The organism is Blautia sp. JLR.GB0024 (assembly GCF_037000545.1).
Classification (GTDB): Bacteria; Bacillota; Clostridia; order Lachnospirales; family Lachnospiraceae; genus Blautia; species Blautia celeris.
Window position 1 is genome coordinate 744,990 of sequence record NZ_JBANBF010000002.1, and the last position, 22,965, is coordinate 767,954.

The window sequence follows — 22,965 nt, forward strand, 5'->3', positions numbered from 1 at the left end:
ATGTATTATGAGATCAACGCAAATATCCTGCCTCAGATTCGCCTGGTGGACACAGCGGTATTGGAACCGCCCTATGTGCACAGAAGGCGGCAGCCGGATGAATATATTCTTTATATCATGAAGCAGGGAGTGCTGTATCTAAAGGAAGACCAAAAGGAGTATGAGCTTCGGCAAGGAGACATACTCCTTTTAGATACAGACTTTGTGCATGAGGGGATTAAGGCCTCAGAATGCGAGTATTTTTATATCCATTTCCGCCATCCGCAGATATGCAGAAGGGATGAGGACCAGGAGTTTATGGAAAATCTTCTGAAAATCCGGGGCTGTTGTCTGCAGCAGGACAGCGGTTCCTACAAAAGGTACCGGGATGACTGCCTTTGGCTGCCGAAATTCGTCTCCCTGGGAAAAAAGAGCGGCTATCTGCGGGTGCTGCAGTTGATTCAGGAAGCCATGGAGCAGCACAGGAACCAGATGGAAAATTACAAGACAGCCTGTGAATGCAGGTTTATGGAGGCACTGGTGACAATCTCCAGGGAGGCATTGTCTTCCTGGACGGTCAGGCCCACTCATGGGATTCCATCCTCCTATCACAGAGTCCATGAGCTGCTGAATTATCTCAATGAAAATTACCACCGGCAGATATCCGGTGCAGGGATCGAGGAGGAATTTTCCTGTAATTTTGATTATCTGAACCGGGTGTTCAAAAAGAATATCGGAAAAACTATTTTCGTCTGCCTCAACGAGATACGGATACACCGCGCCATGGAACTGCTCGCAACCACATCCATGAAGATATCCGCTGTGGGATACCGGGTGGGATTCAGGGACGACGGGTATTTTTGCAAGGTGTTTAAAAAATATACGGGGATATCACCGGGGCAGTATGGGACTATGGCGGGGGTGCGGCAGTGTGTGGGGAAGAAGAAAGAGACAGCAGGAGATCGCTGATAAGGCGATATCCTGCTGTTTATATAGGATTAGTTTTTAAGTTATTCAGCGAGCAGGAATAAGAACTTAACAATGGTATTAAATACGTTCCCAATCACCTAAGGGTTTATTGGCAGAGAAATTATATAATCGCCTATAAATTATATTATTGACTTTTTTATATTGATATCCAATAATATCTTTTTTAGGTAACACGGTACTATCAATTGATGACGCGGTATTTATTGAGAAATCATAAGAAGAATTATTAATGGCGGGGCAAATTGACAAGATAAACATAGAGCTTGTTAAACAAATAAGTATTCTTTTTTTCATTTAAAATCCCTTTTCTCATAAATAGGCAGGTCTTTAAAATCATTTGGAACTTGTGTTAAATCTTCTGTAGTATAAAAATATTCTCCATTAAGATATAAATCAAAAAAATTTCCATTTTTTAAGTAATAAGAGTTGTCCTTTTCTAAATAAAATACATCATCTCCATTCTGGTCGTATTCCGGTAAATTACGCGCTTCAAAAACGAAAGTGAAGGAAAATATGAAGAGTATTACTGCAAATGCAATAAAGGTATTTGACTTTTTTTTATGTTTCCATTTTTCTATATAATAAAATCTTTGCCGAAGGTTCTTTTTATTCGACAAATTACATAAGGCGTAATAAGAAGTTTGATCCATCACTTGTTTTCTGTTACTTTGGGCATGTCTCAATGTTTTTAATATACTGTTGGCGTAGTCAAGTCTGTTTTGGGTTGGAACTATAGCTTCCATTGAATGATCTACATATAATTCCTGAATTTGTTGTAACATGGATGGTAACAAAATGGATACACATACATTCCACCAGTGAATACAGGAAATAAAATCCATAATGACTTTTATCCCCCAGTCCCGATGTTTAATATGTATTAATTCATGTAATAAAACACAGTAAAGTTCCGTTTCTGTAAACTCAATGTTAGGTAGTAATATTACCGGATGAAAGAGGCCGAAAGCAGCAGGGGTGGATATCCCTTCCATTTTGATCACTTCAATGTTATGATTTTTACTTTTAAAAACATTTAGAAATGCTCTTTGATACACCTGGTTGATATTATTTGATGATAATCTGGGCATTTGAGAAATTTTTTGTTTTAAGCGATAATACCCAACGGATTTTTTGATAAATAAGAATGATCCTATAACAATCCACATGATGATTATTAAGTCCAAGACAGAAAAAGAATGATGGTTCTCATAAGTGACAGGGGTCATAATTATTTTCTGTATTGCCGGTATTATCACTAATGATTCATATGTCTTAGTTAGTCCGGGTTTATATATATCCAGTGGAAAACACCCTCTTATGATGGTTAAAATCATTAATATATAAACACTTAGAATCCCCACTTTTTTTAATAAATAGTTCCATCTTAATGCAATGTAAAGGATAATACTGAGAAGGGACATGGATATAGAACACGTTATTAATGCAGGTAACGATAACTCCATATTTTAGCTCTCCTTTGACTTAAGATTATCAAGTAGTCTTTCCATCTCATCTATAAACGCAGCATCTAAATGTTTGCCATTAGCTAGTGTAGAACAGTATTGTAAAATCCCATCTTGAGGGGTGGGACTTTCAATAATCATATGCATTAATTGTTTTTGTGCCTCATAATCTTCTTGTTGTATTATGGGTATATATCCCCTCCCTGTTCTTGTTGCTGTTTTAATAATAGAGTCTACCTTAATATACCCCTTTGATGTAAGTGTTTTTAAAACCTTTACAACCGTGTTTCTGTTCAATTCCTGATTAGTCTTTAAGATGTCAGAAATTACGCATGGGTGCCCTATACCCCAGATTGTATACATGACAGCTTCTTCTTTTTCAAAAAGTGATATCATATTATCCTCCTTTCCTTATAAGAATAAGATATATTGCATAAAGTGTCAATATAAAAATTGATAAAAATATACAAAGTTTATAAAGGTAATTTAATTACATTATATTAATATTGACGAGTTGCTATTAATATGGTATTGTCAATACATGATTATATGTAAAACGGATTATTTAATATATTCGAGAAAGAGGGGATTCCATTGTACAGTATATAGTATTTAAGTGAGTAACCAATATATATCTGATATCGTTTACGAAAGGAGATAGACATTATGAAGAATCGTGCCAAAAGAATCATAGCAATCGGGTTATTGCTTTCAACGGTATTTACATGTTCCATCCCCGTATATGCAGGCAAAGAATATTTTGCATTCACAACGAATGCTGTTGATAAAAGAACGGCGCCGGGGAAAAAGAGTGATTTGGAACAAGCAGCATATGTTACCACGACATATCATTCTACTAATAAATCCGTAGCGATTAATGTTGATAACGGCAGTATATATGGTGTGGCGACAGGCAGTTGGTCTTTTTCGTCTCCTACGAAATCAAAGAAATTAGGATATATGGGATATGCCAATATGAAGGATACGTTCTATATTCACTACGATCCCATGGGCGGTGTGGGCACAACGATCAGAGGACAGTATAATCCATGAATAAGAAGAAGTTGATTTTAAGATTTATCATATTATATGCGATTTTGGGAGCGGGGCTGATTTCTTGTGGCAGTAAGGAACAGCTCTCTTCAGTGGATTCAGAAAAAGAAGCAAAGACAAATGCCAGTCAAGAGTCAAAAAGTGCATTCTTTGATTCATCGGTCACTGCATTCACAAGAAAAGAAGAAAACATCAGTATAGATGCTGATGTGGTGATTCCGGATGCAGTAAAGGAAAACACGGTTTACTGTGCATCGGGAGAACCTCTGCCTTTGAGTGAAATGAGTGAAGAGATAAGAAATGATCTGCTTCCGCCTGATATTTCCCTGCAGTTTGATCATGAAGACGACAGCGCCTTTTTTTCTCTGGAAAATTTAGAGGATATAGATAATGCATTTGTCCTTGCTTATAATAATTCCTGTGAATTTATAGTAAATTCCGGATTATATCAGCATTACTCCAACTGCATTGTCACAGAAACCTTTGCAGAAGAATATAATGCAGATTTATACCAGAAGAAAGAAAATCTGGATTTCATGAGCCAGGCAGATGCTGCAGATACTGTCCGCCGGCTGTTTAAAAAGTATGGCATCAATCTGGGCGAGGTGGTAACTGCTTATGTTATGGATCATGAGACCATGCAGCAGGAAGAGGATACAACAGATATCAGCGGAGAAGCAGACCCCTCCCTGAAAAAAGAATCCTGGTCTTCGGCAGATGATACCTATTATTTTTATTTTCGGCAGGAATATAACGGGATTCCTATTATCTATAATCTTTACACGGGCCAGGGATTTGAAGAGGGTGAGGAGGCCACAGTTATGCTGAATCCATCCGGCATAGTAGGGGCTGGTATTCAAGGATGTTATGCATGGACACAGACAGATGCGGTGGATTTAATATCACTTGATAAAGCGGCCGACACATTTTTTGAAAACTATAAGGGCCTTGTCGGTACCTCCTATGAGGTAAAACGGATTTCTTTCATGATGGATATAATTCCGGGGAAGGATTATACGGCAGAATTAAGGCCGGTATGGGTTTTTGACACGACAGTTTCGGGTGAGGATTATTCTTTTGAAAGTAAAATAGTTATAGATGCTGTGAATGGTCAGGAATTGACAGTTTAATCGGACTGCTCAGTTGGAGGTTGGGGCAGACAGCTTTGGCGGCTTTTGCACTCAACCTCCCGGGCATAGAAGAAATATTTAGAACTCTGGGTTTATATAAAACAGGAGAATTATATGGGAATTTTTCGAATGGATATGAAGAGGGCTTTTCTAAATAAGAGGTTTGTACTGATCATTCTGGCAGCAGCGATTTTATGGTACTGGAACAGCCGGAGGTTTTTCCTGGAAATGGATGTTTTGGGGATATTCTTTGGAACAGTGGGGCGGAGTACAGTTGTATATATTACTATGGCAGTCTGTAATTGTGTTTATGGATTAAGCGTATGTGAAGATATGCAGGACCATGAAATTAAAAATATACTCTGCAGGGTTTCACTTCAAAAATATGTAATATCCAAAGTATTGGTCTGCGTTATTGGAACTATTGCAGTCTATTGCCTGGGAACTTTTTTGTACCTGGCTTTTGAATTGACCCAGTATCCGCTGGTATCGGACAGCGGCCTGGCTGTGGAAAATTTAAAAGAGATTACAACCTTTGGATTTATGCTTCCTGAGCACACAATGGGATTTATCTTTCTTCAAACGCTGGTGAATGGAATCTGCTGCAGTTGTATGGCGGCGGCATCTTTGGCTTTGTCTGCTTATATACGGGATGGATTCCTGGTATTGTGTGTACCGCCTGTCTTATTTTTTATCTTGATTTTTGTTTCCAATTATATAATAAAATTTTCTGCAGATGTGGAAAGTATGTTTTGGGTGGTCAGTACCAATCAGCCCTGTACTCTGTTCTTTCTGTATATTGCCATATTTGCACTCTGTTTTTACATAGGTTCCTGCATTTTGTTGTATTTTGGGATCAGGAGGTACGAGTATGAAGCATAGACATCGTATTCTGCGGATAACCAGATATCAGTTAATACAATTGATCCGCAATCCCAGACTATATATGATCGTTATCTGTAATTTCATATTTTTAAGTACATTGATGTCTTCCCTCCGCACATTTTTGGAAATGCATCAGTTGAAAGCAACTCCTTTTTTATTCAGCTTTTTATTTATCCATCCATCGGTTATTTTCTGTTTTCTGGCAGGGGTGGCTCTGTTGTTCAGCAATGCACCGTTTTTTAACCGCTCCCAAATGTTTTTGACCATAAGAACCGGAAAAATCGTATGGGCAATGGGACAGATATGTTATATTGTTTTGGGCAGCGTGTTATATTTTCTTATGCTTTACCTTATGAGTTTGATTTTTCTGTTTCCCCATATTTCATTCAGAAATGAGTGGGGTAATGTTTGGAATACATTGGCACGGACAGATGCGGGACTTAACAGCGGAATCCCTTTGTTGGTGCCTGTAGATATCTTGAATCGGTTTAAGCCTATGGAGGCCCTGGGCTGGACCTGTCTGATGGGAATTTTAAATGCGGTTCTGATTGGATTGGTGTTGTTTTTCTGCAATCTGTTCCTGAGACGTGAGGCAGGGATTGCGGCCGCAATGCTGGTGCTCCTGGCTCCATACCGCCTTTCTTTTATGCCGACCTCTATTCATTATCTGGCAACCGCGGCCTGGCTGGACCCCTCGTATCTGTTTTACAGTCCCACTTACAGAGGCCCTGACGCCATACAGCAAATCCTTATTTTGGGTGTCTTGATCACCATATTGTTCCTGGGATGTATATACGGTATCCTGCACAAAGATCTTCCGGAGGTTGAAGAATGAACCATACCATAGAAGTGAAAAATGTTTACAAATCATTTAAAAATATTGAGGTTCTGCATGATGTCAGCTTACAGGCAGATGCGGGGAGTATCTGCGGAATCATAGGAAGAAACGGCTCCGGGAAGACGGTGCTTTTTAAATGCATCTGCGGCTTTTTGCAGTCAGACAGGGGTGAGATACAGATAGAAGGAAAAGCTGTGGGAAAGGACAAAAGTACCCTGTCAAATCTGGGAATCATCATAGAATCACCCGGATTTCTGAGGCATTACAGCGGTTACAAAAACCTGGAATTTTTAATGGGACTAAACGGTAAGGCTAACAGGGAAAAGATAAATGCTGTCTTAGACCTGGTGGGCCTTGCGGAGCAGAAGAATAAAAAAGTCGGCAAATATTCCATGGGGATGCGCCAGAGACTGGGAATTGCCCAGGCCATCATGGAGGAACAGAACATTTTAATTCTGGACGAGCCCATGAATGGCCTGGACAATCAGGGAGTAGAAGATATCCGTAAATTACTGCTGAAATTAAAAGAAAAAGGAACTGCCATACTGCTTGCCAGCCATAACCAGGAAGATATCCGGCAGTTGTGCGACTCCGTATACGAGATGGATTCGGGCCGCATACAGAGAAAATAGGAGAGCCGGCAAAACGGCTTTTTCAGACATGGACCGCGACTGTTTTCGTGGTCCATTTTCTTGATCTCCAGCGTATCAGATATGCGGTGCCCCGGAAAAATTCATCCATGGCAAAGGCAATCCAGCATCCCGTCAGCCCAAGCCCCATGCGGATTCCGAGAATGTAGGAAAATAGAATGCTCATGGTCCAGCAGGATATCATGGACACTGCCATGGGGTAGATCACATCGCCGGCACCGCGCAGGGAATTTTCCTCCACATGGTTAAATCCTCTGCCTATCTCCACCAGTATATCGATGAGCATCAGATGCCTGCCCATGGAAATGATCTGCGGGTCTGAGGTAAAGCATCCAAGCAGTGGTTCCGCCAGCAGAAAGATCAGAAAGGACAGCATCACATTGGCGCTTATGGTCAGTTTCAGATTCTGCAGGTTCAGACGGTATGCCTGTTCATACTTCCCCGCTCCGGCAAGCCAGCCGATCATCAGGGAGGTGGACAGCCCAAGACTCATGCCGAACACATATACATAAAAGACAATATTGGATACATAGATTTTGGTGGAAATGGCAGCAACCCCTAAAATGGCGATGATGGAGGTGGAAACCACCTGGGAGAGGTTGTAGGATATGCTGCTGATCCCGCCCGGAACTCCTACCTTCAGCATGGTCACGGCAATCTTCAGAGAGGCAGGGGTTTTCTGTCTGAAATGCAGCCCAAGAGGTATTTTCCGCAGGAAGGTAAGGATCAGGAGCAGTCCGAAAAGCTGGCTGCACACATAGGCGGCGGCAATACCGGTTACCCCTGAGACAGGAAGTTCTATAGGCCGGAAAATGACCAGATAAGCCAGTGCCGCATTCATGCCATTCATGGTCAGGGAGACACAGACGGATATCTTTGGCTTTCCGTAGCTTCTGAAAATGCCGGAGATACTGGAGGTCACTGCCTGGAAAAAGGAAAACTGCACCGCGATCCGGAAATAAGTGACCGCATAATCCAATACCTGTCCCTCCAGATGCATAAGACCCAAAAGCGGCTTTGCAGCCAGGGAGAGACAGGTGCCGAGAACAAGGCTCAGGGAACCGCACAGGATAATGGAAGTGAGGGCTGCATCCGAAGCTTTTTCCGTATTTTCCGCGCCCAGATTGTGATTGATCACAATGGAGGCACCTGTGCCGATCACGGTATAAAAGGTGAGTATCATCCCCAGAAGTTGGGTGGCAGAGCCGACGGCAGCCACCGCGTCATCTGAGTAATGGGAGAGCATAAGGGTATTGATGGTGCCCATCATGTTGAGCAGCAGCATTTCCGTAAAAAACGGAACGAAAATACGGGACAGGGTCATCGTGCCCTGGGGTGTCTTCATAATGCTGAGTGTTTTGTCATAATGAAAGAATTTCATGGAATTTCCTTTCTGAAGGCCTTTGGCTGTCTGGCCGCGGGTAACGGCGCAGTCCTGTCTGTGCTCCTGTTTTTGGCTGTGTTATTTTAAGGGGGGAAGAGTCAGGACAGCCGTTTTTATATTTGCCTCCGCATCACCGGAAACGGTAATGGTCATTTCTTTTTCCTCATCTATATAGTTTACATAAATCAACAATCTGCCGTGATATACCCGTCTGAAGGCGGCGCAGTAATCTGTCACATCTGCCAGATCTCCATTTTCCAGACCCAGTATTCTGCCGTTTTCCGCATTCACATGTAAAAGTGAGGTGTCCGATAAAACAGGATTTCCCCAGGTGTCTTTCATGAGCACTTCAATCTGACGAAACGCCGGTTCCGTGGCGGAAGGAAGTGTATCCTCATAACAGTGCAGGGATATCTTACAGGCCGTGCCGGTGGTAGTCAGAGCATGGGATACTTCTGTACCGTCCGAAGCTTTTCCAAGGGCTTTCAGCGTACCGGGAACATAGGCAGTGGTGAGTATAATGGCGTCGCGGGCCGGGTCCTTTTGAAAAGTGCCCAGACATTTTTCATTCAGCCATATCTCAGCCTGAGGCAGATTCGTATAACATTTCACAAGCACTTCCTCTTCTTCCGGGTAGTTCCAGGTATCAGATACAGGAGTCCATTCCCCACGGTCTGCATCCGGACGGGCTGTGGACAGATGTACCATAGGTTTGGAGGACCAGAGGCTCTGTCTGCGGTAATAGCCCGGTTTTTCAAATCCTGCAAGGGTCAATAGCCCGGCACCGGAGCCGTGGATGGGCCAGCCTTTCGCTTCCCCCAGATAATCAATTCCGGTCCAGAGAAACTGTCCTGAGATATAGGGATTCTTTGTCACGGCTTCCCATGCTTCCAGGCTGTGTCCATTCTCGCTTCCGATGAAAGGTTTATCCGGAAACCTGCGGTGGCTTTCCTCGTAGAGATGCTCCTTGTAGTTGTATCCTGCCACATCCAGGGAATCCAGAAATCCCAGCCGGGAGGACAGTTCGGGAAAGGCAGCCGCCAGGGTGACAGGACGTGTCGTGTCAATCTCTTTTACGATTTTTGTGAGCCTCCCGGCCAGTACAGCCAGGCGTCCGGCATCCGGCCTTTTGGGATTATATTGCCGTTCCTCTGCCGGTTTATCCGCATCGTTGTTGCCGGTCATGGTGGTGAAGGAAGAGTGGCAGTAAGGGTCATTGGGGTAGTCGATCTCGTTGCCGATACTCCACATGATAATGGAAGGATGGCAGCGGTCCCGGCGTACCAGGTCCGTCAGGTCCTCTTTGTGCCACCTGGGGAAATCCAGGTAGTACCCCTGATGCTTTGGCGGATACACATTATGTCCTGTGCTCCACTTGTTTTTTGGCCCCTCCCATTCGTCGAAAGCCTCATCTATAACAAGAAATCCCATGGAATCACACAGGTCATAAAGCTCCGGCATATGGGGATTGTGGCTCATGCGGATGGCGTTGCAGCCCATATCTTTCAGTTTTTTCAGACGCCTTTCCCACACGGGTACGGGTACAGCGGCGCCCAGGCAGCCCGCGTCGTGGTGAACACAGACGCCTTTTATCAGCATGTTTTTGTCATTCAGGAAAAAGCCTGTATCCGGATCAAAACGGATGCTGCGGATGCCGACCCTGCGGCTGTCAGCCATGTACTCTTTGCCGCAGCAGGCTTCGCCGGAAACATCGTCTGCAGGGCAGAGCCGGGTTTCCAGGGTATATAGATCCGGTGAATCAGGGGACCACAGGGCGGGAGAAAGAACTTCACCTGTGGCTTTGGCCCTGCATGCAGTACCGGCAGGGATGTGCATATTTACAGAGACTTCAGCCTGCATCTTATCGGCTGCGGAACTGCAGTTTTCTATAGCAGACTCTGTACTTTCAGTTTTTACCAGTCTGAACTTTGCTGTAATCTGTACATCCTGCTGTGTGTCATTTTTTATTTCACAGGAAGCGCGGAAATGAGCTTTTTGGGAAGAAACTTCAGGGGTTTCAAAGGCCATGCTCCCGGGGATCACATGTACGGGCTCCTGCACAAGGAGCTGTACTTTTCTGGTGATGCCGGAACCGGTGAACCAGCGGGAATCCGCAATATCCCTGTGGTCTGCGCAGACACAGATGACATTCTCCCGGTCAAAGCTGAACTGTTCCGTAATGTCATAAGTAAAGGAAACATATCCGTTGGGCCTGTTTCCCAGGTAATAGCTGTTGCACCAGACACGGCTGTTCTTGTAGACGCCGTCGAAGGCCAGATACAGGCGTCTGCCTTTCCAGGACTCCCGGGGCGTGATACGGAAACGGTACCATCCGATTCCTCCTGCCAGATACCCGGTCCCGCTGGAATACTCTCTGGAAAAGGGCAGGGTGACAGACCAGTCATGGGGAAGGGAAACACTCTCCCAGTCTGAATCATCGTACCATGCCTGCCAGGCATCCGGGCAGTCTCCCAGGTGGAATCTGCAGTTTTTGTTTATGGGATAATATGTTGTATTCATGATAGAAATACCTCCTGATATATATTTTTGGCAACTGTTTTGTCCCCACACAGTGTCATCCTTTTGGTTCCATTTTTCTGCTAAAACATATTATAGGGAACCCGCCGGGGAAAACAATGGAATTAAGAGAGACTTATTGTAAATCAGCGACTTTTTTACGGAAAAGCATTGTAAAAATACGCGGGGTGTAGTAGAATGAAATAAATTTGAAACCGATTTCAAAAAATGGGAAAAGAGTACAGCTAAGGAGGAAAAAGCTGCATGGGGAATAGAAAAAGAGGTTATTTATTTGTACATTTCACAGGGGAATCCCCTGAGGGGGAGCAGGTGTATTTTGCACTCAGCAGGGAAGGGCTGCACTGGCAGGATCTAAATGAACAAAATCCGGTGATCCGCTGGGAAGACGGGGAAAAAGGAGTCAGGGACCCGTTTATAGTAAGGTCTGTCATAGACGGAAAATTTTATATCATTGCAACGGATTTGAGGATAGCAAACGGCAAAGGCTGGACCGCGGCACAGATGGAGGGGAGTACAAAAATTGTGATTTGGTGTTCCAAGGATTTGGTACACTGGTCAGAACCTTGGACCTTTGAAACCGGTGTCCCCGGGGCAGGCTGTGCCTGGGCACCGGAGGCAGTATACGATCCGGAGAAGGAAGCCTATCTTGTGTTCTGGGCTTCCATGACAAAAGAGGCAGGCGATACCGCGCACAAACAGAGGATTTACAGCTCCTATACAAGAGATTTTAAAGTGTTCACATCACCGGAAAAATACATTGAGAGGGAGCATCATGTGATAGATACCACTATAGTGGAGGAGAATGGTGTTTTCTACCGTTTTTCAAAGGATGAGACTACGAAAAAGGTACGTATGGACAGAGGCACCAGTCTTCAGGGGGAATTTACAGAGATGGAGGCAGAGGCATTAAGTGCTTTGACGGGAGTGGAAGGCCCTGCGGCATTCCCCATGGAGGAAGAAGGAAAATGGTGCCTTATGGTGGATCAGTTTGCGGAGGGGCTGGGGTATCTTCCCCTTATCTGTACAAGTCTGGAAAAAGGCGACTTTAAGGTGGCAGAACCCGGAGACTGCCATATGGGAAATGTCTGCAAACGCCATGGTTCTGTCCTGGTTCTGGAGGAAGAAGAATATGAGCGCCTGCATACCTGTTTTGGAAACAGGGTATCTGACCGGGCAGTTACAGAATGAAACAGGGTAACTATTTGCCCGGCTGAAGGTTACAGGAAAGGAAGAATACAATATGCAGGTAAAGATTAATACAAGGGCAGAAAAGGCGGATATGCAGGACCTGTTCGGCATCTTTTTTGAGGATTTAAACCATGCGGCAGACGGAGGATTATACGCGGAACTGATCCAAAACCGGGCATTTGAATTTTGCTCTGTGGACAATCCGGACTATCACGGACTGACTGCCTGGGAGAAGATAGAAAAGGGAGGAAAGACAGAGCTTCGCGTGGAGAAGGAACATGGTCTTTTCTCCGAAAATCCGCACTATCTGGTGATGGAAATACTCGAAGAGGGAGAGGACACAGGTGTGTGTAATCACGGATTCCATCCGGGGATTTTCTATGAAAAGGGAGCATGTTATAACTTCTCCTGTTATGCCAGAAAGGAGCGGGGAGACTGTGATCGGTTAGTGATATCTCTGCGTTCCCGGACAGGGGACATATATACTTCCCAGGCCATTGATATTACGGATAAGTGGGAAAAATACCAGCTCACGTTCCGGGCTCCTTTTGATGACAGACAGGGGAGACTTGCTGTGACGGCAAAGGGCAGCGGGTGTGTGGAGCTTGATTTTGTATCCCTGTTTCCGGCACATACATATAAGAACAGAAAGAACGGTCTGCGCAGAGATCTGGTGCAGCTTTTGGAAGAAATGCATCCAAAATTTCTGCGTTTTCCGGGAGGCTGTCTGGTCCATGGCGGTTCCCTTCATGCAGGGGACAGAGATAGTCTGTACCGGTGGAAAAACACCATCGGTCCTGTGGAAAACCGTCCTTCCTGCAGAAATAACTGGGGATATAATCAGACCATGGGTCTGGGATATTATGAGTATTTTCTGCTGTGTGAGGATTTGGGCGCAAAGCCTGTTCCGGTGCTTCCGGGAGGTTATAATCCCCACACCCATGAGGCGGCTGTGGGAGATGAGCTGAAAGAATATATTCAGGATGCACTGGATCTCATTGAATTTGCCAACGGAGATGCGGAGTCATACTGGGGCAGCAGACGTACGGCTATGGGTCATCCGGAACCGTTTCATATGGAATATATCGGCATTGGGAATGAGGAGGTGGGAGAACCGTTTTTTGAGCGGTATCCTCTTTTTCACAGGGCACTCAGGGAGAAATATCCTGAGATAAAGATCATCGGAACCAGCGGCCCGTTCGCGGCGGGAAAGGAATATGACAGAGGATGGCAGTCCGCAAGGGAGGTGGGGGCAGACCTGGTGGATGAACATTATTACCAGGCACCGGAGTGGTTTATTACGAATCACCACCGCTATGATGCATTTCCGGAAAACGGCCCCAAAGTATTTTTAGGGGAATATGCTTCTCAGGATAATACCTGGTTTCATGCATTGGCCGAAGCCTCTTATATGGTGGGGATGCAGAACGCCGCCCATGCGGTAAAAATGGCATGTTATGCGCCGCTTTTCTGCCATTTACATTATGAAAACTGGAGACCGGATATGATATGGCTGGACAACTGCACGGCAGTGCCATCGCCCAGTTATCATGTGCAGAAACTCTTCATGAACCATCACGGGGATGTGGTTCTTGCGCAGGAAATATCTGAGAAAGGCCCTTCTGTAATGATGAGCCGGTATCCTGACAGCCTTCCGGGCGATATTGTCCTGGAGGCCAATGAATCACGGGTGGCATTTGAGAATATTGTGATCACAGAGGAGGACACAGAAAAGCAGCATACCTGCCGGGGAACCGTGCTGAGTCCTGAACGTTCCAGGGAAAAAATTACATCTGTTGACAGCCGGAATTATACCATCCGACTCCATGCCAGGGAGTTGAGCGGCAAAAAAGGCTTTACCGTCAGTTTCGGACAGCAGGATGAGAAAAACCGTGTGTTCTGGAGACTTGGCGGATGGGCCAATGAGGATTCTATAATCGGGGAGGATATAAACGGCAGGAATTCCTGTCTGGTCCAGCGCACGAGAAGCGTGGAAGCCGGAAGGAATTATGACCTGGAGATCCGTGTACGGGGCAGAAGGGTGGAGACCTATGTAGACGGCGCGGCAGAGCAGGAGACAGAGGTGTGTCCCATTGCTGCAGAGCCAGTCTATATCACCAGCAGCCGGGAGAGAAAATCAGGCGATATTATTGTGAAAATGGTAAATGTCCTGCCCCGAAAAGAGAAGGTGCAGATCTGTCTGGAGGGTGAGGAAAACAGCCGCTTTACAGGGCGTATATACAGGATAGAAGGATATCATAGGGACGACAGAAATACCTTTGAACACCCGGAACTGGTGAGACCTGATGCGGCGGAAGCTGCGTTTGACAGTCCCGTATTTGAAGTTGACATAAAACCGGAGTCTCTGTGTATTTTGAGACTTCACCGCAGACAAAACCCTGTACTTCCCGGACTTTATGCAGATCCGGATATGCTGAAATATCAAGATACCTACTATCTCTACCCCACAACAGATGGTTTTGCCAACTGGTCGGGAACACAGTTCCATGCCTTCTCATCCCGGGATATGAGGGGATGGAAAGATGAGGGCGTCATTCTGGATGCTGCCTCGGAGCAGGTTCCATGGTCGGCAGGCTCAGCATGGGCCCCGGCTGTCTTTGAGAGGGACGGTCTGTTTTACTTTTATTTCTGCGCGAAAAGGCCGGATGGAGTATCCTGTATCGGTGCTGCGGTAAGCAGTTCTCCCGCATCCGGATACCGGGCACAGTCCAAACCTCTGCTGACTCCCGAAATGGTACAGGCAGCAGGTGTAAAGATGAGCCAGGTGATAGACCCATCCATTTATGAGGAGGATGGACAGGTGTACATGCTGTTCGGAAACGGCAGTCCGGCTGTTGTAAAATTAAGTGAAGACCTGCTTCATATCTGCCCGGAAACCATGAAAAACCTAGAAGGGGCAGAGGATTTCAGGGAGGCTGTGACAGTTCTGAAAAGAGGAGGCATCTATCATTTTACCTGGTCGTGTGACGATACGGGAAGTGAGGATTACCATGTAAATTACGGTATTTCCGACAGCCTTTACGGGCCTGTGAAATACCTGTATCCGGTACTGGAGAAAAGGCCGGGAGCCGGTGTGCTGGGAACAGGCCATCACTGCATTTTCAGGGAGCCGCAGGAGGATATTTATTATATGGCGTATCACCGTTTTGCCACTCCAGTCAGTGATTATCCTGAGGGCAAAGGGTATCACCGCGAGACATGTATTGACCGGGTGGAATTCGGAACGGACGGCAGAATGAAGCCGGTACAGGTACGGCCGTAGAGCTGATTTATAAGACCGGGAGATATTCAGACATACTGCTTTGACAGAATTATATTGCAGACAGCGGGCTGTAAAGAGACATGGAGGAAACAGAAGAATGCAGAAATTTTTATCAGAATCAGACTGTAAATGGCTGGAGGAGACCTTTGCAAAATTTGATATAAAGATAGAAAAGGAATGTGAAAGACTGGGAGATAAAATTCCCTACATTCCACAGAACGGACACTATGAGGAGGACTGGGGAGAAAGGGATATTGCCTGGTGGACCAACGGCTTCTGGGGCGGTATCCTGTGGCAGATGTATCACGCCACGGGGAAAGAAATCTACCGCCAAAAGGCTGAAAACGCGGAGAGACGGCTGGACCGGTCCCTGGCAGAATATGAGGGACTTTATCACGATGTGGGATTTATGTGGATGCACACAGCAGTGGCAGATTACAGGCTCACAGGGAATCATGCATCCTATATCAGAGGTCAGCATGCAGCCAATCTGCTGGCAGGAAGGTTCAATGTGCTGGGCAATTTTATCCGGGCCTGGAATGATGATAAAACCGGGTGGATGATCATAGACTGCCTGATGAATCTGTCCCTTCTCTACTGGGCTTCTGAGGAGTCAGGGGACCCTCGGTTTGATGCTGTTGCCAGAAGACATGCGGACACGGCCATGGAGAAAATACTGCGTCCGGACGGCTCCTGTAATCACATAGCCATATTGGATCCGCTGACAGGAGAGCTTTTGGAGGCACCGGCAGGGCAGGGCTGCGCGGAGGGGTCTTCCTGGTCCAGAGGCCAGTCCTGGGCAGTCTATGGTTTTGCCATCAGCTATGCCCACACAAAGGAACAGAAATATCTGGATGCGGCAAAGCAGACAGCCCACTATTTTATTGCCAATGTCTCCCTTACGGAGTATCTTCCGCTGTGTGATTTCAGAGCGCCGGAAGAACCGCTGTATTACGATTCCACAGCAGGTGCCTGTGCGGCCTGCGGCCTTCTTGAGATAGCAAAACACGTGCCGGAGAATGAAAAAGCCCTGTATGAGAAGAGTGCTCTTCGGATTCTTAAGGCAATGGAGCAGCATTTCTGTAACTGGAATCCTGAGGAGGACGGAGTCCTGGGCATGGGAAAAGTGGCGTATCATGACGAGGGAGAAAACCGTCAGGTGCCTATTATTTACGGTGATTATTTCTTTCTTGAGGCGGTGCTGCGGCTGATGGAAAAAGACTTCTGGATTTGGTAGGAGGAGAGTAATGGTAGAGAGAAAGCTGAACACAAGACAGGATTTTGCAGATCTGATGCTTACTATTTTAAAACCGCTGAAACCGTATTACAGTACAGGAAAGGCACGCCTGAACATTGGATGCACCAGTGCCCATTACCCGGATGAAAGTGCCTGGATGGAGGGATTTTCTCGCCCGCTCTGGGGACTGGCTGCTTTCTGGGCAGGGGGCGGAAGTGATGACGCATTTGAAAAAATATACAGAGAAGGTCTTGTATCCGGCACAGACCCTGCGTCTTCGGAATACTGGGGAAAATGCGGGGATTATGACCAGAAGCTGGTTGAGATGGCCGCCATTGCCTTTGCCATTTTATTTGCCCGTGAGAAAATCTGGGAGCCGCTGACAGAAAGAGAGAAAAAACAGGTAAGTGTATGGCTCTGGGAGATTAACCGCAATAAATGCTGTGACTGTAACTGGCGTTTCTTTCATATTCTGGTGAATACGGCGCTTAAGAAAGCCGGAATGCCGTATGATAAGAAGGGGATGGAGGATAGCTTGGAGTTTATTGAATCCTGTTATATCGGCGGAGGATGGTATCTGGACGGTGAGAACGGGCAGGCGGATTATTATGTTCCTTTTGCCATGGAGTTTTACGGGATCGTGTATGCAATGGTCATGAAGGAGGAAGAACCGGAGCGTTGCAGGCGTTACCTGGAACGGGCAGAGGCGTTTGGAAAGGACTTTGTATACTGGTTTGCAGAGGATGGCAGTGCCCTTCCCTATGGACGATCCCTGACTTACCGTTTTGCGCAGGCGGCTTTTTATTCCGCCTGTATCATGGCACACATTGAGCCGCTGCCGCTGCCGGTGATGAAGGGAATCATTGTCCGTCATCTGGAATACTGGATGAAACAGCCTATTTTTGACCATACAGGTCTTATGACTATCGGGTACTGTTATCCTAATCTGCAGATGACAGAGAGCTATAACTCCCCGCAGTCGCCCTATTGGGCCATGAAGATTTTTGCGTGTCTTGCCCTCCCTGAGGATGACCCCTTCTGGGCTTGTGAGGCAGCGCCGCTTCCGAAGCTGGAAGAAGAAAAATATCTGGAGAAGGCGGATATGATCATACAGAGAAGGGCGGACGGCAATGTTGTGGCACTTCCCGGGGGACGGACATTTGGGCATGTGCATGGACATACGGAGGAAAAGTACGCAAAGTTTGCTTACTCTACCAAATACGGATTCAGTGTCATGCGCTCCCCGGTAAATTTCCAGGAGGCTGCACCGGACAGTGTGCTGTCTTTTGAAGTGCTGGGGCACATATTTATCCGGGGGCAGGCCAAGAATTATGAGGTGACAAAAGAACATGTGGTTTCCGTCTGGTCCCCACTCCCGGGAATTCGTGTACAGTCTGAAATCCTTCCTGCCCGTGAGGGACATAAAAGGATACATGTGATTGAGAGTGAATATGAGTGCATAGCTTATGATGCCGGCTTTGCGCTGCCTCTGGGAGAAGGGGAGGGATGTGAGGTGCGCTGCCTGCTGGGTGGCGGAGAACCTATGCTGGTAAAGCCGGACCCGAATACGAATCTGATCCACAGTAAGACAGTGATCCCGGTTGTGAGATATGAGATTAAGAAAGGGATAAATAAGATAGAGACAGAAGTGTTGTATTAAGTTTTATTCTATAAAGCACAGCCGGGTGGTACTGACTTTTCAGATGCCGGGCCTGACCATCAGTTCTTCCGTGTGAACAGAAGGAGAGAAATGGATGGCCGGGCCCGGCTGCTTTATATTGGGGAGTGGGTTTGAGAAATTGTTTGGGATCTTATGTAAACTGAAAGGACAATCAGAGCATAAATTTCTGGGAATATATTTAACGACTAAAAAAGGAAAAGAAATTGTAGGTAAATGAAGAAGAAATCCATGCCAGAAACTTAGAAAAACAGATAAAGCGCAATTATTGGGAAGAAATGATAGGTAAATCAGGAAGAAGTCCAGGCTTGAAACTAAGCAAAAACAGATAAAATCCCATTACTTGAAAGAAATTATAGGTAAATCAGGAAGAAAGGCAGACTTGAAACTAAGCAAAAACAGATAAAATCCCATTACTTGAAAGAAATTATAGGTAAATCAGGAAGGAATGCAGGCTTGAAACTAAGAAAAAACAGATAAAATTCCATTACTTGAAAGAAATTATAGGTAAATCAGGAAGAAATCCAGGCTTGAAACTAAGAAAAAACAGATAAAGAGCAATCACCAGGAAGAAATTATAGGTAAGTCAGGAAGGAATCCAGGCTTGAAACTAAGAAAAAACAGATAAAGAGCAATCACCAGGAAGAAATTATAGGTAAGTCAGGAAGAAAGGCAGGCTTGAAACTAAGAAAAAACAGATAAAATCCCGTTACCAGGAAGAAATTATAGGTAAATCAGGAAGAAAGGCAGGCTTGAAACTAAGAAAAAACAAATAAAGAGCAATCACCAGAAAGAAATTATAGGTAAATCAAGAAAAAATCCATGCCGGAAACTTAGAAATGCAGATAAAGAGTAATCACCAGTAAGAAATTATAGGTAAATCAGGAAGGAATCCAGGCTTGAAACTAAGAAAAAACAGATAAAGAGCAATCACCAGAAAGAAATTATAGGTAAATCAAGAAAAAATCCATGTCGGAAACTTAGAAAAGCAGATAAAGAGCAATCACTAGGAAGAAATTATAGGTAAATCAGGAAAAAATCCATGCCGGAAACTTAGAAAAGCAGATAAAGAGCAATCACTAGGAGAAAATTATAGGTAAACAGGAAAAAATCTATGCCAGAAACAATGAAAACACAGATAAGGCTCTACCAACCAGAAGAAATAAAATCTCATCAGCCGAAAGTACGTTTGAGTACCCCAAAAATTCAAGTCAGAATCTTAATGAAACAAATAATTTCAAAGACGGAAAGAAGTGCAGTCAAACAAAGTAGAAATCAAGGCATATGAAAAACAGGGCGGCAGCCAAACATAAAATTCAATTTTCACGTTTGACTGCTGTCCTGTTAAGCTTTAGTCTTACATAGAAACTTGATACACCGCACACCCGTGTTCAGGCAGCACAGCGCTTATTTCCTGATTTACACTTCTGCGGGAAGTTCCATCCCACAAATCGGTGAGATCCACATCCCCATGAAATTCCTTTCCGATTTCATCCAGGCTGGCACAGACAGAAGCCTCCCTGTCTCCTAAATTAAACAGAGCAATATATAAAGTCCCTTCCTTTTCATCACAGGCAATCCAGACAGCCTTCTCTTCATCCAGACAAATTTGTCTGGGTCGGCAGGAGGGCGGCAGAAGTGCCAGAACTCTGCGGTTGGTGAGCAGGGACAGTGTCCAGTCATCCATTTTGGTCAGCTCTGCGCCCAGCATGAGGGGCGAGCCGAAGAGGCACCAGAGTGTCATCATGGTACGCTGCTCTTCTCTGGTGAAGTTTGTCATCCGTTCCTTTCCGAATCCTTTTCCAATCCAGCCAAGGGGGAGCATGTCGCAGTCAGGATAACATCCCTCGGAAACCTGTGTCTGCCACAGTTCGCAGCGGCGGAACATATCCTTTAAGTATTTCCATTCATCCCAGAAATCATCTGTTATGCGCCACATATTGGCATATTTCTCATAATGCCATGCCCTGTCTATGAGAGCGGGGCCCGGGGAGAGGGAGAATACAATGGGGCGGCCGCAGTGTTTGATGGCATTCGCCAGCATCTCCACTTCATGGGCAGCATTATACTGATTTTCCCGGTGGGGGCTTTGGTTGCAGGTGTTGCAGATATCATCGCATTTGATAAAGTCCACCCCCCAGGAGGCATACAGTTCCAGCAGAGAATCATAGTAAGCCTGTCCTGCGGGAGAGTTATGCAGTCCGTACATGTCGGGGTTCCAGGGACAGATGGAGGAGGGATTGGCAGCCATATCGGCGGTCACGTCACTCCCCTTTATTTTCATATGGTTCTGGGCTGCCATACGGGGGATTCCCCGCATGATATGAATGCCGAATTTCAGTCCCAGGCTGTGCACATATTCGGCCAGAGGGCCGAATCCCTTTCCGTCTGCAGAAGAGGGGAAACGCTCCGGGTCAGGCAGCAGGCGCGAATACTCGTCTATCTCCAGCTCCGAGAACGGGATATACTGGAACTGTTCCCTCATAGAACCGGCTTTGTGGGCATACCACTGGATATCAACCACAATATACTCCCAGCCGAAATCCTTCAGATGAGCAGCCATATAATCGGCATTGGCCTTTACCTGTTCCTCATTTACCGTTGTGTCATAATAGTCATAACTGTTCCAGCCCATAGGCGGAACCTTGGCGAAACTGTTTTTATTCATAAGAACCTCCTGATGTTGGTGATACGCGAAAATAGGTAGAAATTTGACTTCTATTGTTTCCTTTGACTTATCCTATATCAGTAATTATAATAAGAGTGTGCAAAAAACAAAAGAATAGAAATTTGATATGAAGAGGTAAATTTTTGATGGAGTACAACAGGGGTATCTTCGGTGTCCTGAATCAGGATGACATGGAAGAACAGCCGCTTGTCCTTCTGGACGGCGGTGTGGAGCGTCGGTGCGGGGAGGCATATGATTTTATAAATGACAGCAGGCCGGGGTACGAAGGCTTTCTTTTCCAGTACACGCTTTTGAGGGAGGGTGTGTATGAGAAAAACGGGTTCAGGCACACCGTAGGACGCGGCCGGGGATTTCTCATACAGTTCCCGGAAAAAAGCAGATACTTTCTGGAACATGACAGGGAAGAGCCGTGGGAGTTTCTGTATCTGCATTTTCAGGGAAACACGGCCCTGCCTTTTATAAGAAAAATAAAACACATATGTCCGGATATCATGTCCCTGGATGAGAACAGTCCCCCTGTCCGCATGGCCCTGCATTTGCAGAAGCGCCTGACAAGCGGGGAGCGTCTGCAAAAATACGAAGGCGGTGAGTTTCTGTACCGTTTTCTCTGCGCCCTTTTAAGGGAAACGGAGCATCCGGTTACGCAGAAGAAAAGCTCCTCTGTACAGAAGGCAGCGGAGATTATGGAGGAGGAGTACAGGAGGCTTGGCGGAATAGAGGAGCTGGCAGCCAGGCTGGATATCTCCCCGGCACATCTCTCAAGGGCATTCAGGGAAGAGATGGGGACAACACCTCTGGCTTATCTTACAGGGCTTCGCCTGCAGTCAGCTATGAATGACCTGCTGGGAACGGAGCACGGCATTGACAGCATTGCCAGAACAAATGGGTTTTCCAATGGGAATTACTTCGCCAAAATATTCAGAAAACATGTCGGCATAAGCCCCGGCAGTTACAGGGAGAGCAATGGCAGTAAATACAGCAGGAAAGGAATGGGAGAATGAAGAAAATGGGAATGATCTTCGGCAGTTTGATTTTTGTGCTGGCCGCCGTGCTGGCGGTCCTTGCCGTAACCGGCGCGCAGAAAAGCAGGTCACTTCAGCAGGAGATGAAGCGCATGGACAAACAGATAAGCAAAATGCAGAAATCCTCCGAATCTATGGAAAAGGAGCTGGAGGAACTGAAAAAGGAAACCGAAAAGCGCGCGTTGGAGGCGGCTGAAGGAGATACCGCAGAAGCGGGCCAAAACGGGGAAACAAAAGAAGACAGCCTGTCTGCTGAAGCCGGAAAAAATGCCCGGGATGCCGATGATACAGCAGCGTCATCCGCCGCAGAACCGAGGAGTAACGGAAGAAAAGTAGCCATCGACCCCGGGCACCAGGGCCCCGGAGCAGATACAGGCGGTACAGAACCCCTTGGCCCGGGTTCTGAAGAGATGAAGGATAAATTCGCGTCAGGCACCCAGGGCGTCTACACCGGAGTTCCCGAATATGAGCTGACCCTGGCAGTCTCCAAACAGCTTCAGACAGAGCTTCAGAGCCGGGGATATGAGGTGATCATGACAAGGGAGGACAACGACACAGCCGTAAGCAATGTGGAGCGCGCGCAGATTGCCACGGAAAACGGAGCCCAGATCCTGGTCAGGATTCATGCGGACGGCAGCGAGGACAACAGCGCAAACGGTGCCATGACCATGATTCCATCTGCCGAGAACCCATATGTGGGGCAGCTTCATGAGGAGAGCAGCAGGCTGGGTGAAAATATCATCAATGCTTACTGCCAGGCAACGGGAATCAGGAACAACGGCGTAAGACTCTATGACAATATGACAGGGATCAACTGGAGCACAGTACCGGTCACCATTCTGGAGATGGGTTTCATGACCAACCAGAGCGATGACGAGAAAATGCAGGACCCTGATATGCAGAAAAATATGGTACAGGGGATTGCGGACGGTATCGATGCCTATTTCAGCCCGTAACG

General features: G+C 46.1%; 17 protein-coding genes. 12 read left to right on the plus strand and 5 right to left on the minus strand.

Translation table 11 applies throughout. The annotated features are described in order from the left end of the window. A complete protein-coding gene (locus V8Q34_RS07420) occupies positions 1-948 on the plus strand; it encodes an AraC family transcriptional regulator (RefSeq protein ID WP_335835155.1) in 948 nt (315 codons plus the stop codon). Positions 949-1,259: 311 nt separating this feature from the next. On the opposite strand, the gene V8Q34_RS07425 is transcribed toward V8Q34_RS07420, so the two are convergent. Beyond that, positions 1,260-2,432, minus strand: a complete 1,173-nt coding sequence (locus V8Q34_RS07425; protein ID WP_335835156.1) for a M56 family metallopeptidase — start codon at positions 2,430-2,432, stop codon at positions 1,260-1,262. 3 nt (positions 2,433-2,435) lie between these two features. Then, positions 2,436-2,828, minus strand: coding sequence for a BlaI/MecI/CopY family transcriptional regulator (locus tag V8Q34_RS07430; RefSeq protein ID WP_335835157.1), 393 nt, complete (start codon positions 2,826-2,828; stop codon positions 2,436-2,438). A gap of 270 nt (positions 2,829-3,098) precedes the next feature. Between V8Q34_RS07430 and V8Q34_RS07435 the strand changes: the two genes are divergently transcribed. The 5 genes from V8Q34_RS07435 to V8Q34_RS07455 all read left to right on the plus strand — a co-directional run bounded on the left by V8Q34_RS07435 (position 3,099) and on the right by V8Q34_RS07455 (position 6,970). Further along, complete coding sequence (locus V8Q34_RS07435; RefSeq protein ID WP_033141520.1) at positions 3,099-3,485, plus strand: hypothetical protein; 387 nt, start codon at positions 3,099-3,101, stop codon at positions 3,483-3,485. After that, positions 3,482-4,615 (plus strand): hypothetical protein, encoded by a 1,134-nt coding sequence (locus V8Q34_RS07440; RefSeq protein WP_335835158.1) that lies wholly within the window; start codon positions 3,482-3,484, stop codon positions 4,613-4,615. The genes V8Q34_RS07435 and V8Q34_RS07440 overlap by 4 nt, the downstream gene beginning before the upstream one ends. Positions 4,616-4,729: 114 nt before the next feature. Continuing rightward, positions 4,730-5,497 (plus strand): hypothetical protein, encoded by a 768-nt coding sequence (locus tag V8Q34_RS07445; protein ID WP_335835159.1) that lies wholly within the window; start codon positions 4,730-4,732, stop codon positions 5,495-5,497. Beyond that, complete coding sequence (locus tag V8Q34_RS07450; RefSeq protein ID WP_335835160.1) at positions 5,487-6,335, plus strand: hypothetical protein; 849 nt, start codon at positions 5,487-5,489, stop codon at positions 6,333-6,335. The genes V8Q34_RS07445 and V8Q34_RS07450 overlap by 11 nt, the downstream gene beginning before the upstream one ends. After that, on the plus strand, positions 6,332-6,970 hold the full coding sequence (locus V8Q34_RS07455; RefSeq protein ID WP_335835161.1) for an ABC transporter ATP-binding protein: 639 nt from the start codon (positions 6,332-6,334) through the stop codon (positions 6,968-6,970). Before V8Q34_RS07450 ends, V8Q34_RS07455 begins: the two co-directional genes overlap by 4 nt. Positions 6,971-6,992: 22 nt before the next feature. On the opposite strand, the gene V8Q34_RS07460 is transcribed toward V8Q34_RS07455, so the two are convergent. Then, a complete protein-coding gene (locus tag V8Q34_RS07460) occupies positions 6,993-8,369 on the minus strand; it encodes an MATE family efflux transporter (protein WP_054350717.1) in 1,377 nt (458 codons plus the stop codon). A gap of 81 nt (positions 8,370-8,450) precedes the next feature. Continuing rightward, positions 8,451-10,892 carry a glycoside hydrolase family 2 TIM barrel-domain containing protein gene (locus V8Q34_RS07465; RefSeq protein WP_335835162.1) on the minus strand — a complete coding sequence of 814 codons (2,442 nt, stop codon included), beginning with the start codon at positions 10,890-10,892 and terminating at the stop codon, positions 8,451-8,453. Positions 10,893-11,153: 261 nt separating this feature from the next. On the opposite strand from V8Q34_RS07465, the gene V8Q34_RS07470 reads away from it, so the two are divergent. The 4 genes from V8Q34_RS07470 (at position 11,154) to V8Q34_RS07485 (ending at position 18,278) form a co-directional block, all read left to right on the plus strand. Beyond that, positions 11,154-12,098: a glycoside hydrolase family 43 protein gene (locus V8Q34_RS07470; RefSeq protein ID WP_335835163.1), complete on the plus strand. Its 945-nt coding sequence runs from the start codon at positions 11,154-11,156 to the stop codon at positions 12,096-12,098. Between the two features lie 52 nt (positions 12,099-12,150). Then, positions 12,151-15,381, plus strand: a complete 3,231-nt coding sequence (locus tag V8Q34_RS07475) for a family 43 glycosylhydrolase (RefSeq protein WP_335835164.1) — start codon at positions 12,151-12,153, stop codon at positions 15,379-15,381. A gap of 97 nt (positions 15,382-15,478) precedes the next feature. Further along, entirely contained in the window at positions 15,479-16,618 is a 1,140-nt protein-coding gene (locus tag V8Q34_RS07480; protein WP_298076496.1) for a glycoside hydrolase family 88 protein, read from the plus strand. Between the two features lie 10 nt (positions 16,619-16,628). After that, positions 16,629-18,278 carry a DUF2264 domain-containing protein gene (locus V8Q34_RS07485; protein ID WP_335835165.1) on the plus strand — a complete coding sequence of 550 codons (1,650 nt, stop codon included), beginning with the start codon at positions 16,629-16,631 and terminating at the stop codon, positions 18,276-18,278. A gap of 1,375 nt (positions 18,279-19,653) precedes the next feature. On the opposite strand, the gene V8Q34_RS07490 is transcribed toward V8Q34_RS07485, so the two are convergent. Then, positions 19,654-20,964, minus strand: coding sequence for a glycoside hydrolase family 27 protein (locus V8Q34_RS07490; protein ID WP_335835166.1), 1,311 nt, complete (start codon positions 20,962-20,964; stop codon positions 19,654-19,656). Between the two features lie 146 nt (positions 20,965-21,110). Here V8Q34_RS07490 and V8Q34_RS07495 point away from each other — a divergent pair, with 146 nt between their 5' ends. After that, the gene (locus tag V8Q34_RS07495; protein WP_335835167.1) at positions 21,111-21,986 is read left to right on the plus strand and encodes an AraC family transcriptional regulator; all 876 of its coding nucleotides are present in this window, start codon (positions 21,111-21,113) and stop codon (positions 21,984-21,986) included. After that, a complete protein-coding gene (locus V8Q34_RS07500) occupies positions 21,983-22,963 on the plus strand; it encodes an N-acetylmuramoyl-L-alanine amidase family protein (RefSeq protein ID WP_335835168.1) in 981 nt (326 codons plus the stop codon). The genes V8Q34_RS07495 and V8Q34_RS07500 overlap by 4 nt, the downstream gene beginning before the upstream one ends. Positions 22,964-22,965 lie beyond the last annotated feature (2 nt).